The organism is Sulfuricurvum sp., from assembly GCF_023229695.1.
In the GTDB taxonomy this organism is placed as follows: Bacteria; Campylobacterota; Campylobacteria; order Campylobacterales; family Sulfurimonadaceae; genus Sulfuricurvum.
Genome location: NZ_JALNYS010000003.1, coordinates 1 through 11,771, shown reverse-complemented (window position 1 = coordinate 11,771; position 11,771 = coordinate 1). Strand labels below are relative to the sequence as shown.

Annotated in this window: 11 protein-coding genes and 1 pseudogene; 8 read left to right on the top strand and 4 right to left on the bottom strand. The window is 44.4% G+C overall.

The features are described from left to right. The first annotated feature begins 39 nt into the window (after positions 1 to 39). From M0P91_RS02465 to htpX, 4 genes are all read left to right on the top strand, one after another. Positions 40 to 258: a hypothetical protein gene (locus tag M0P91_RS02465; RefSeq protein WP_295064018.1), complete on the top strand. Its 219-nt coding sequence runs from the start codon at positions 40 to 42 to the stop codon at positions 256 to 258. 12 nt (positions 259 to 270) lie between these two features. Continuing rightward, positions 271 to 483, top strand: coding sequence for a hypothetical protein (locus M0P91_RS02460; protein WP_295064015.1), 213 nt, complete (start codon positions 271 to 273; stop codon positions 481 to 483). 87 nt (positions 484 to 570) lie between these two features. Further along, the gene (locus tag M0P91_RS02455; RefSeq protein ID WP_295064013.1) at positions 571 to 1,056 is read left to right on the top strand and encodes an ankyrin repeat domain-containing protein; all 486 of its coding nucleotides are present in this window, start codon (positions 571 to 573) and stop codon (positions 1,054 to 1,056) included. After that, entirely contained in the window at positions 1,043 to 1,936 is an 894-nt protein-coding gene (htpX, locus tag M0P91_RS02450) for a zinc metalloprotease HtpX (RefSeq protein ID WP_295064010.1), read from the top strand. Before M0P91_RS02455 ends, htpX begins: the two co-directional genes overlap by 14 nt. On the opposite strand, the gene M0P91_RS02445 is transcribed toward htpX, so the two are convergent. The 4 genes from M0P91_RS02445 to aspS all read right to left on the bottom strand — a co-directional run bounded on the left by M0P91_RS02445 (position 1,933) and on the right by aspS (position 5,734). Beyond that, complete coding sequence (locus M0P91_RS02445) at positions 1,933 to 2,676, bottom strand: molybdopterin-binding protein (RefSeq protein ID WP_295064007.1); 744 nt, start codon at positions 2,674 to 2,676, stop codon at positions 1,933 to 1,935. The two genes, htpX and M0P91_RS02445, sit on opposite strands and share 4 nt — an antisense overlap. A 65-nt stretch (positions 2,677 to 2,741) precedes the next feature. Next, positions 2,742 to 3,389, bottom strand: a complete 648-nt coding sequence (adk, locus tag M0P91_RS02440) for an adenylate kinase (protein ID WP_295064004.1) — start codon at positions 3,387 to 3,389, stop codon at positions 2,742 to 2,744. Positions 3,390 to 3,400: 11 nt separating this feature from the next. Continuing rightward, positions 3,401 to 3,976, bottom strand: a complete 576-nt coding sequence (locus tag M0P91_RS02435; RefSeq protein ID WP_295064001.1) for an adenylate kinase — start codon at positions 3,974 to 3,976, stop codon at positions 3,401 to 3,403. A 3-nt stretch (positions 3,977 to 3,979) separates the two neighbouring features. After that, on the bottom strand, positions 3,980 to 5,734 hold the full coding sequence (gene aspS / locus M0P91_RS02430; RefSeq protein WP_295063998.1) for an aspartate--tRNA ligase: 1,755 nt from the start codon (positions 5,732 to 5,734) through the stop codon (positions 3,980 to 3,982). A 261-nt stretch (positions 5,735 to 5,995) separates the two neighbouring features. On the opposite strand from aspS, the gene M0P91_RS02425 reads away from it, so the two are divergent. The 4 genes and pseudogenes from M0P91_RS02425 to M0P91_RS02410 all read left to right on the top strand — a co-directional run. Further along, positions 5,996 to 7,669, top strand: a complete 1,674-nt coding sequence (locus M0P91_RS02425; protein ID WP_295063995.1) for an EAL domain-containing protein — start codon at positions 5,996 to 5,998, stop codon at positions 7,667 to 7,669. Next, positions 7,657 to 9,159 carry a response regulator gene (locus tag M0P91_RS02420; protein WP_295063992.1) on the top strand — a complete coding sequence of 501 codons (1,503 nt, stop codon included), beginning with the start codon at positions 7,657 to 7,659 and terminating at the stop codon, positions 9,157 to 9,159. The genes M0P91_RS02425 and M0P91_RS02420 overlap by 13 nt, the downstream gene beginning before the upstream one ends. A 40-nt stretch (positions 9,160 to 9,199) precedes the next feature. Continuing rightward, complete coding sequence (locus M0P91_RS02415) at positions 9,200 to 10,750, top strand: PAS domain-containing sensor histidine kinase (protein WP_295063989.1); 1,551 nt, start codon at positions 9,200 to 9,202, stop codon at positions 10,748 to 10,750. Positions 10,751 to 10,764: 14 nt separating this feature from the next. Continuing rightward, positions 10,765 to 11,771, top strand: a pseudogene (locus M0P91_RS02410) (chemotaxis protein); the annotation flags it as partial.

Here is an 11,771-nt window from a genome sequence, read left to right as displayed (position 1 = left end):
TATGCATTTGTTTTTCAAATTTGGTATCGGAGAAATAAGATGGAACATCATGTTGTAATCGAAAAATTGTGCAGCTGTGCAAAAAAAGAGGAGATGTCTCAAATCACGACCTATGAAGCAAAAGATGCGGCCTATGAGGCGGCACAAACCCAATTGGCTTATATGCAGGGGAGTTTTTGCGGTAAACACCAGTTCCAATTGGTGGAGGTGAATGACAATTTTGTCATTGGTATGGTCGGCGGCTGCGGCTGCAAGTAAAAGGGAGATATTATGGAATATCATGTTGTAGTGGAAAAGCTTTGCAAATGTGCCGTCCGCAAAAAGATGCCGCAAATCAAAACCTTTGACGATAAAGAAAATGCTTACCGTATCGCACGGGCATGGGCACAGGAATTAAATGAAAGCTTTTGCGGCCAACACTCTTTCAATGTCATGGAAGTCAACGAGAACTATCTCATTACCGTCGGAGAGGGGAGCTATTAACAATTAAGAATCGGATGTTATCCATAAATTCTAAGTCTGCGTTGAAACACACATGATATACTACCGGATATTATTTATGGGCATATTATGGAAAAATGGATTGAATTATTAAAAGAGGACAATTATATCGGTATTAAACACTACCTCAACAATGGGGGAAATGCCAATGAAACCGAAGAGAACGGGGAATCGGTTCTTTGTTTTGCACTTCGGTACCGGTGCGAAGAGGCCATTATCGATCTCTTGATCGAACACGGGGCTGATATCCATCATACGGATAATGAAGGGGTCAGTGTTTTTGATGTAGCGGTTACCTACAATAATCTAAAACTGGTAGAACGGCTTATCCGAGATGGATTTGATGTGAATCATGCAACACGCCGAAGCGGATTTACTCCGCTGATGGGAGCCGTATGTTACGGGCGCGTGGAGGTGATTCGCACATTGCTTAAAATGGGTGTAGATGTGGAAGCACGTGATTCACACGGTTTTAGTGCACGCGATTTCGCCCGTAAAATGGGTAAAAAATCGATCCTAGCTCTGTTGCAAGGGGATAGAGATGGAACAATTTAAGACCTTTTTACTGTTAGGTTCTCTCAGTGCAGTGCTGGTATTTATCGGCGGTTTTTTGGGAGGAGCGGCAGGAATGATCCTTGCCCTTTTGTTTGCGGGGGGGATGAATTTTTACGCCTACTATTTTTCGGATACGATGATTCTCAAACATTACAATGCCCAAGAAATTGATCCCCGTCATGCTCCGGTACTCTACCGCGTTGTTGAGCGGCTGGTGGAGCGGGCCGACATACCGATGCCGAAAGTATACCTGATCCACGATCATATCCCCAACGCTTTTGCTACGGGGAGAAATCCTGAACATGCCGCTGTCGCGATTACGACCGGATTACTGGAACTGCTTAACGAAGATGAATTGGAAGGGGTGATGGCACACGAACTTTCCCATGTGACCCATCGGGATATCCTCATTGCGACGATAGCGGCAACCATCGCCGGGGCAGTCGCTTTTATTGCCAATATACTTCAATTCGGTGCCCTGTTCGGGCGTAATAACCGTAACGCCAATCCCCTCTTGATATTGGTTATGGCGATACTCCTCCCCATTGCGGCGGCCGTTATTCAGATGACGATCAGCCGTTCACGCGAATTTATGGCGGATGAGGGTGCTGCACGACTGACCGGCCATCCCGAATGGCTCCAAAATGCGTTAATCAAACTGACCAATTACAACGCACACGGCGAAGTGCAGGGGGCTACACCGGAAAATGCCCATATGTTTATTATCAGCCCTTTTGCGGGGAAAAACATCTCCTTTTCGAATCTTTTCCGTACCCATCCGACAACACAGCAGCGGTTGGAGCGGTTAGAAGCGTTAAAAGCGGAATTTCAAACGAACAACCCCCGCCCCACAAAGCTCTACAATCGCCATTACCGTTAAAGGCGAATCTCATAGGGGATGGATCTCTCCCGCAACGCGCTAATAAACATCCCAAACGCGGTATCGCACATGATTTTATCCTTCGAAGCGACCGATATTTCTACGATCGGATTTCCCCCGTTGATCATCGGGAGGGATGAAAAATCAATCTCTGAATCGAGTTTCTCCATAACGTCGATCAATGTATTTTCACTGGTATAGGCAAGCAACGTTTTACGATACGTCACAGGAGCGTGCGGATAAAAGCGATCCAATCCGTATTCGGTCATGGGATGGGACATTTCAGGAAATCCCGGCATGAAAAAATAACGCTCCTCCAGAGCAAACCCCGACATATTATTGATCGGATTGGGGAGGAGCTCTGCACCTTTCGGCAAATCGGCCATATGGATCCGGTGGGGAAATGCGGTTTCACCGAAACGTTCAATAATATCGGAACAAAACTGCGGATGGGGGGACAATACCCCGTCGCTGAAAACATCGGCAGCAATCTGACGTGTCAAATCATCCGGTGTCGAACCGATTCCGCCAAAGCTAAAGAGCACGGCGTACGGATCATTTTTAACGAGAGAAAAGACGGTATGGATAAGGTGCGGATCATCTTTGATGGTAAAAGAGGCGAAGAGGGGGTGTCCGCGTTCCGACAAAGCGTCACGTATAAAAGAGAAATGTTTGTCCTCTCTGCGCCCGTTGAGAATTTCGGTTCCGATAATGACGGTATAAAAATGGGATCTCTTCATACAAAAGATTATAGCATGGAATAAGGAACGATTCCCGCATTAAAGCGGGGAAATCGTAGAAACGGTTAGTTCAGTTTGGAAAGGATCTCTTTTTCTACCGCATCGATCTTTTGTGTTCCGTCGATGGTGATGTATTTGACTGACGAGTCTGATGCGGCAACCCCTTTGTAGTAGTTGACTAGCGGAGCGGTCTGTTCATGATAGACACGCAATCGGTCCAACACCACTTCGGCTTTGTCATCGTCGCGCAGAACCAAATCTTCACCGCTCTCATCGTCTTTTCCTTCCACTTTCGGCGGATTGAAAACAACATGGTAGGTACGTCCCGATGCAAGGTGGGCACGGCGTCCGGACATCCGCTCTACGATAACACTGTCGGCAACATCGATTTCAATGACGGCATCGATCGCAACCCCTGCCTCTTTTAAAGCATCGGCTTGCGGTACGGTACGGGGAAATCCGTCGAGAAGAAACCCGTTTTTGCAATCTTCTTGGGTAATACGCTCTTTTACGAGACCGATAATGATCTCATCGGTAACGAGTTTACCCGCATCCATAAACGATTTGGCAAGCGTTCCGAGTTCGGTGCCCGCTTTGATGGCAGCGCGTAGCATATCACCCGTCGAAATCTGCGGAATGTCGAACGCTTTGGTCAAAAATTGTGCCTGGGTCCCTTTGCCGGCGCCGGGTGCGCCTAAAAGAATAATTTTCATATTAATTCCTATTAATTAAATTTTGATTGAATAAAGCTTTCTATCTCATCGACAATGGTTTCGATTGAGCGTTCTCCGTCGATTTTTACGAGACAATTTTTGGCTTCGTAAAACTTTTGGATATCGGATAGGGGATCGGTATAAACCTTCATCCGATTATTAAATACTTTTTCATCATCATCCGCACCGCGTGCACGCCCGAGGACACGCTCGCGTGCTATGGCTTCACTCACAGCAACTTCAATGACGCTGATCAGTTCGATTGAAGTGTCGTTTTGCAGATATTTATCCAGCTCGTTCATCTGTTCAAGGGAACGCGGATAACCGTCGAATAAAATAACATCCGCCGGTGCATTTTTAATCGCACCGGTAATCGTCTCGATAGCGATTTCGATCGGGACGATCATCCCTTTGCTGATAAAGCTGTCGATTAAGAGGCCGCGCTCGCTGCCCGATGCGACTTCGGCGCGAAGAAGGTCTCCCGTTGAATAATGGACGATCCTATCACTGTTTTGTTTGGCTATTATGGCCGCATCGGTTGTTTTACCTGATCCGGGTGCACCGATAATTAAAAAAAGTTTCTTCATCGATTACTTTGCGCTTTCGCGTAAACGGATATGGAGCTCACGCAATTGGGTTAGTTCGACCGGGCTTGGTGCATGGGTCATGATACACGACGCTTTCTGTGTTTTCGGGAAAGCGATAACGTCACGAATTGAGTCTTTTTTAGACAACAGCATCATGAAACGGTCAAAGCCGATCGCAAAACCGCCATGCGGAGGGGCGCCGAATTTGAGTGCATCGAGGAGGAATCCGAACTTCTCCTGCGCTTCCTCTTCGCCGATACCGAGAAGTTTGAAGATCTCTTCCTGAAGCGCCTGTTTATGGATACGGATCGATCCGCCGCCGAGTTCGGTGCCGTTGAGGACGATGTCGTAGGCGATCGATTCGATATCTTCGATATGCTCGTGGTTTAGATCACGCGGCATCGTAAAGGGGTGATGCAGTGCTTTGACCCGCCCCTCTTCGATCTCGAACATCGGGAAATCGACGACCCAGACAAACTCGAAACGCTCTTTGTCGATCAGGTTCATCTTCTCGTGTTCCGCAATGAAGATACGGAATCGCCCCATATAGTCCCATACCGTTTTCTTATCCCCCGCACCGAAAAAGACGACGTCTCCCACTTCCATACCGGTTCGATCAATGAGGAGCTGAAGATCTTCGGGAGCAAAGAATTTCTCCAACGGCCCTTTGAGACCCTCTTCTTTCATTTGAAAATATCCCAGACCTTTGGCCCCGAATTTGCGGACATAGTCTTCGAAACTTTTCATTTCCCGCTTGGAGAACACCAGATCGGCACCCGGTACCCGAAGCGCTTTGATCCGGTTCATTTTCGGATTGGCGGCGATGGAGGTGAAAATCTCATTGTCGCAGCGTGCAAAGATATCGATCACATCGACCATTTTAAGATCGTAGCGGAGGTCGGGTTTATCGGATCCGTACCACTCCATCGCATCGGAGTATTTGATACGGTTGAACGGCGTAGAGACTTCGTGGCCTGCAGAGGCGAACATCCCCGTAATCAGCTCTTCGGCAACACGGATAACGTCTTCTTGATTGCAAAAACTCATCTCGACGTCGATCTGGGTGAACTCCGGTTGACGGTCCGCACGCAAATCTTCGTCTCGGAAACATTTGGCGATCTGGAAATAGCGGTCGAATCCACCGACCATCAACAGTTGCTTAAACAGCTGCGGTGACTGGGGAAGGGCGTAGAATTCCCCCTCATGGACACGGCTTGGGACGAGATAATCACGCGCCCCTTCCGGAGTCGATTTGGTGAGAATCGGCGTTTCGACTTCCAAAAATCCAAGATTGTCAAGGACATTCCGTGCCGCGATTGCCGCTTTGGAACGGAGTTTGAAAGTATTGTACGAAGCGGGATTTCGTAAATCAAGATACCGGTATTTGAGTCGTGTCTCTTCGCCGACACTGTTGTCGCCGATCACAAAAGGGACAGGCTCGGAGCGGTTTTCAATGATCAGCTCTTCGACTACGACTTCAATGCCGCCGGTTTTAAGGCGGGGATTGACTAAACCTTCGCCGCGTGCACGTATACGTCCTTTGGCAATAAGGACGAATTCATCGCGCACTTCACTGGCAACTTTATGCGAATGGGCGTTATCCGTAGGATCACACACAAGTTGAATAAGACCGCTTTTATCGCGAAGATCGATAAAAACGATTCCGCCGTGGTCACGATAACTGTTTGCCCAGCCGCAGAGGACGACGGCTTCTCCGACGTTTTGTTCACTTAAATCGGTACAAAAATGACTTCTCAAATCAAAGTCCTTGATCTTTATTTTTTGAAATTATATCGCTTACAATCTTTTGGTTTGATAATAGCGATACAAAAGGGGCTGAATAAAATCAAAACATCACTTTTTGGTCACTTTTTGTCGGATTTTTTAAGTTTAATATTATTAAATAAGGAGTAAACCCCTCTTATTTTCATTAAAATATACTAATATCGTGTTTTATTTTGTTTAAGATATCTCATCCAAAAGGGTGATCCACGGTTGCATGTGAGCAAGGATGTTAAAATGGGAGAACGGTATTCACTGATCGAACAGACTAAAAAATTAACCCTTCTTTTTGTCGAAGACGATTCGGCTTCACGTGAGGCATTGTCACAGGTTTTTGCCCTCTTTTTTCAGGAAACCCAAACCGCATCGGACGGACAAGAGGGGTGGGAACGGTACCAAAAGCAAAAATTTGATCTTGTGATTACCGATATCGATATGCCTCGTATGGATGGGATACAACTGACTGAAAAAATAAAAGCCGACAATTGCATCCAAAAAATCATCATTTTTTCAGCGTATGATACCGGTGAATATTTAGTAAAAGCGATTCGGATGGGGATTGACGGCTTTATTATGAAGCCGGTAGAGTTGGAACAGTTGATGGATACGCTTCAAAAGGTGACACGCACGCTGCACAGTGAGCAACTGATAACAAACTACTATCAAAGTCTTGAGCATGAAATTTATTTAAAAACCACGGAACTTCGACAATTGGCGATTACCGATCCGTTGACGGGCCTTTACAACCGTAACAAATTTAATGCACTTATCGAAGAAGAGGAAGATAAAATCATTTTACTGCTCAATATTGATAATTTCGACAATATCAATATGAGTTACGGTTATTACAACGGGGATATGATTTTGAAAAAAATTGCCGATTTTTTTCAACAAAACAGCCCGGATAGCGCCGTGCTGTTTCGTTTGGGGCACGATGAATTTGTTTATATTTTTTACTCTTTTTCGGTGGAAGAGGTAGAAACGTTTGCCGAATCGCTCAAAGAAAAAATCGGGAGTTTTCCGATCGAACATGAACATATCTCCGTGCGATTCACCGCGACGATTTCGATTGCCGAGGGGAAAGGGGATTTTTTAAAAAATGCCCATATCGCACTGAAAGAGGCGCGCCAGCTCGGTAAAAACCGGATACACAAATACCAACCCGATTCGTATTTCGAAAACTACCAAAAAGAGATCCAGCGTCATGTCCCGATCCTTTTTGAGGCCATTAATAAAGATTTACTCATCCCCTATTATCAGCCGATTGTTAATAATAGAACGTATAATATTGAAAAATATGAAGTGTTGGCCCGTTTGATTTATAATGGCGAGATTTTATCCCCTTTCTACTTTATCAAAGCAGCTGAATTGACCGGAATGCTTCCGAGTGTTACCCGCAGTATGATCGAAAAAAGCTTTGACTTTTTCAAAGACAACCTTTTTAGTTTTTCCATCAATATCGGTGAACAGGACCTGAATGATAATTATCTGAGCGATTTTCTCCTGACAACGGCCCAACGATATCGGATCAATCCGGATCGTATCGTACTGGAGGTCCTTGAAGGTATCAGTGCACATGCGACGGATCAAAATCTCAATCAGCTAAAAGAACTCAAACGGTACGGTTTTCAATTGGCCATCGACGATTTCGGTGCCCAGAATTCAAATTTTGAGCGTGTTCACCGTCTGAATGTCGATTTTATCAAGATAGACGGTAGTTTTATCAAGGAGATCGATAAAAATGAAAACAGTTACAAAATTGCGAAAAATATCACACAATTTGCCAAAAGTATCGGAGCAAAAGTGATTGCCGAATTTGTCCATAACCAATCGATCCACGAAAAAGTGATGGAGCTGGATATCGATTATTCTCAAGGTTATTTTTTAGGGGAACCCAAATGCACACTATAAAAGAGATTCAGGCATTAACGGAAAACTATACGGTTTTGTATGTTGAAGACGAAGCGATCAGCCGAATTACTATGGCCCCTTTGTTGGAGATTTTTTTTCAAAAAGTGTACGTGGCGGAAGATGGGATGGATGGATGGGATTTTTTTAACCGGTACCCGATCGATATCATCATCACCGATATCCGAATGCCCAATATGAACGGTTTGGAAATGACCCGATTGATTCGGGAGAAATTTCGTGACATTCCGATTGTGATTACGACCGCATTCAGTGACAGAGATTTTTTTATGGACTCCATTCAGCTCAAGGTGGACCACTATCTTTTAAAACCGATAACCGAAGAGAGTGCCAAAAATGTTTTTCATAAAGTTGCCCGGACGTTGGAAGATCGCAAAAATGCGAGAGAGTTGGAAGCGCTAAAGGTCCGGGAGAAGGTGAGCCGTACCTCGCATCAGGTTATTAACCAAATCGCCAACGCCTATCCGAACCCGTGCGTTATTTACGGAGAGGGGGAAGTGCGTTACATCAATGAAGCTTTTGCATCCCTGATCGATCCGATACGTCTGCTGACGTTTCAAGAATATGGTGATTGTCTGAGTGATTTTTTCGATAAGGAGGAGGGGTATCTTCATAATCTGAATGAATACAATCCTCACGATCTCTCGAAAAACAAAGTTTCAATTTCACGAAATAAAAAAAGAAAAATATTTCGTATTATCAAGCGGGAAATCGAGATTGAGACAATGGACGGGAAAAATTGGATGTATACCTTTAATGACATCACGTGGGAAGAGTATCAAAAAGTTAAAATTCAAAATTACAGTGACATTCTAGAGACGTTTATTATCCGTAAACGTTATATCTCATGCAAAACGCCCATGCCAGTAACCGCAAAGGAAAAAGCTCTCCCCTCTGAAAAAACGGGAGGAGAGAGGGGAGAAGCGGCAAAAAACAATTTTTCAACCCGGATGATCAGCGGTAGCGAAAATGAGGTGCTTCGCCGTTCCCATACATACAAAACGACGGCACAAGAGTATCTTGAAGAGTTGGATGGCGAGACATTGCAGGAACTTCAGGAGCTGCATGAATTGGAGAGTGAACTGGAACTGGTACTTGACGAATTGAATGAAGAGAAAAATTTAGAGTTACTCTCTATAGTGGCTACGAAGCTTGACATATATGCCGGAAAAATTGCCCTTTTGTTTCAGTTTAACGATTTGTCGTATGCCATCCGTTCGCTTGCAGCACTCCTTTTTGGCGTTGGTTTTGATAAAATCGATCCCAAAATTTTCAGTAAACTCTATTTTCTTCTTGTCGGGATACAGCAGGATCTTGTTTATTGGAGAAAAAATATTTTTGTCGATCAGAATGCTTTGGACATACACTATCTGGACAGTTCGTTTTTTAGCGCCTGTTTGCAGATAGAGTTGATTTTATCGGACGATATAACAGCGATTGAGAGTTCGGAAGATGATTTCGAACTTTTTTGATTCGGTTATCCTTAGTTGAATCATCGGGGAGGGGAAAAAGATGCTTGACGACAACTATTTTTCTCCAAAAAGAAAACGGTTTCAGTACAAAACAACATTTTTCGCCGGATTATTTATCCTTGCGATCACCATTGTCCTCAGTTATACGGCGGGGAGAATATTTGAAGAGACATTAAATATCGCTATTAATGCAAACAAAGATGAAGTTTTGGCTAAAGCCAAAGAGGGGAAGCAGACACTCTACGCTATTTCCGCAGCTATTTTTATCCTCTCGCTCATAGTGGTCTATTTTATTTCGGATAGGATTGAAAAAGAGAGGATACGATTACGAAAAGAGAAAAGGTATCACAAGAAGTGGTTAAAAAATATTGTTGAAAATAGCCCTCTCGGTATCATATTTACCGACAAAAACGGTATTATCGAATATGTCAATCCAAAATACACGGAAATGACCGGATATACAGTAGCGGAAGTTATTGGAAAAAAACCGAGTATTTTGAAATCCGGGGTACACAATAGAGATTTTTACCAAAAATTATGGGATACCATTACGAATGGAAAAATGTGGCATGGTGAAGTCGCCAATCAAAAAAAGAGTGGTGATGTTTACTGGGAAGAGATGTATATTGTCCCTATTGCAGATGAGAGCGGCAAGATCGGCAGTTTTGTTGCCAGCAAAATTGATATTACGGAGCGTAAATGGCTCTTTAACGAATTGGTCCAAGCCAATTGCGAACTCAATGAGTTGACCGAAAAACTTACAGAGCGTGAAGAGAATCTCAAAAAAATTAACGATCATCTGACCGAACTGGTTCAGGAAGAATCCGCCAATATCATCCATAAAGAGAAGCTTCTTTTTCAGCAATCCAAAATGGCGGCAATGGGGGAGATGATCGGCATGATTGCCCATCAGTGGCGGCAGCCGCTGAATGCCCTCAGCGCCGCTGCTATTAAGATCAATATGCTGAATGAACTGGGGACCCTCTCTAAGGAACAGCTGGTCAGCACAATGGAATTTATTCAGGAGTTGGCACAAAAAATGTCAGCTACCATCAACGATTTTATGGATTTTTCAAGACCCAATAGGGAAAAAGAGCTAGTAAGCGTTAAAAAAGTTTTTGAGAGTGCCATAACCATCATACATCCGCAACTGGAGACGAGAAATATTACATTAACGCTTGATTTGGAAGATGATATTAAACTGTTTATCTATAAAAAGGAGCTTGCCCATATTATGTTAAATCTGCTGGCCAATGCAAGAGATGCTTTTGAAAACAAAGAGATAGTCGGGAAAGCAATTAACATTAAAACATATCAAAATGATAGATATACTATTATCGAAGTTTCTGATAATGCCGGCGGTATTGAACACTCGATCATCGATAAAATTTTCGACCCCTTCTTCACGACCAAACCGACCGAAAAGGGGACAGGGCTTGGACTCTATATGTCTAAAATGATGGTTATGGAACACATGGGCGGGGAGATTAGTGCAACAACGGTGGGTACAAGCGCTCTATTTAAAATATCCATCCCCCATTCCGGAAAAAATCCGATGCGGTTCCATATCAATGACAAACCAGAAAACTAAGGGAGAAAAAGATCATGATGCAGTTTAAAAGTTGGACCATCCGAAAGCGGATTTCTTTACTCGTGACCATGGTATTGGTCAGTATGCTTATCCTGTTTATCTTCGGATACCGTCAATTTAGCGGTATTTTAGAAGAGAGTGTATCATCCGGAGATACGGTTGCCTTGGAGATTGAATATGCACGGAGTGCTCAGGTTGAGTTTAAAACTCAGGTTCAGGAGTGGAAAAATATTCTTATACGGGGTGGTGATGAAACCTCCTTTAAAAAATACCTTTCCGGTTTTGAAAAAACGCATATTAAAACCCTTGAGGAGATTAAAAAACTTGAAACACTTCTGAACCAAGAGCGTGAGCATAATCGAGAAATTATTGCAAAAGTTGCCCTCTTTTACACTGCCTATGGTAAGTTAAATAGCGATTATGCCTCCGCACTCGAAATCTATCGTTCTTCTCCCCCATCGGATGCCCATCTGATCGCCGATAAAGCGGTCAAAGGGAAAGACAGAGAATCATCCGCCATTATTGATGAGATTGTGGAACGTGTAAAAACCAATGCGGAAGAGATAAAAAAAGTGAGAGAGAAGGAACAACAGAGATTGCTCTCGGAGCTTTTTGGTATTTTGTTGTGTGTGTTCTTGGTTAATATCTGGATGGCTGTAGCCCTGATCCGCTCCATTAACAAAGCCATCACCATGAGCGTCACCACCATCCGCGACGGGGCGATGCAGATCACCTCGGCGTCCGATCAGGTGGCATCCTCCTCCTCGTCACTGGCGCAGGGGGCCAGCGAACAGGCCTCCAGCGTCGAAGAGGTGAGCGCGACGTTAGAAGAGTCCACTGCGATCAATTCACAAAATGTTGACAACGCCCGTCAGGCCGATATCCTCGCGAAAAACGCCAACGATTCGGCCCGCGCCGGATATGAAAAGGGAGAACAGCTCTCCCGCTCCATGCACGCGATCACCGAATCGGCGGCAAAAATCTCCGGTATCATCAAAGCGATCGATCAGATCGCCTTTCA

What these genes read in the sequence shown, in the direction of transcription:
- M0P91_RS02465 (WP_295064018.1), top strand. Translation starts at nt 40, where the DNA reads ATGGAACATCATGTTGTAATCGAAAAATTGTGCAGCTGTGCAAAAAAA.
- M0P91_RS02460 (WP_295064015.1), top strand. Translation starts at nt 271, where the DNA reads ATGGAATATCATGTTGTAGTGGAAAAGCTTTGCAAATGTGCCGTCCGC.
- M0P91_RS02455 (WP_295064013.1), top strand. Translation starts at nt 571, where the DNA reads ATGGAAAAATGGATTGAATTATTAAAAGAGGACAATTATATCGGTATT.
- htpX (WP_295064010.1), top strand. Translation starts at nt 1,043, where the DNA reads ATGGAACAATTTAAGACCTTTTTACTGTTAGGTTCTCTCAGTGCAGTG.
- M0P91_RS02445 (WP_295064007.1), bottom strand. Translation starts at nt 2,676, where the DNA reads ATGAAGAGATCCCATTTTTATACCGTCATTATCGGAACCGAAATTCTC.
- adk (WP_295064004.1), bottom strand. Translation starts at nt 3,389, where the DNA reads ATGAAAATTATTCTTTTAGGCGCACCCGGCGCCGGCAAAGGGACCCAG.
- M0P91_RS02435 (WP_295064001.1), bottom strand. Translation starts at nt 3,976, where the DNA reads ATGAAGAAACTTTTTTTAATTATCGGTGCACCCGGATCAGGTAAAACA.
- M0P91_RS02425 (WP_295063995.1), top strand. Translation starts at nt 5,996, where the DNA reads ATGGGAGAACGGTATTCACTGATCGAACAGACTAAAAAATTAACCCTT.
- M0P91_RS02420 (WP_295063992.1), top strand. Translation starts at nt 7,657, where the DNA reads ATGCACACTATAAAAGAGATTCAGGCATTAACGGAAAACTATACGGTT.
- M0P91_RS02415 (WP_295063989.1), top strand. Translation starts at nt 9,200, where the DNA reads ATGCTTGACGACAACTATTTTTCTCCAAAAAGAAAACGGTTTCAGTAC.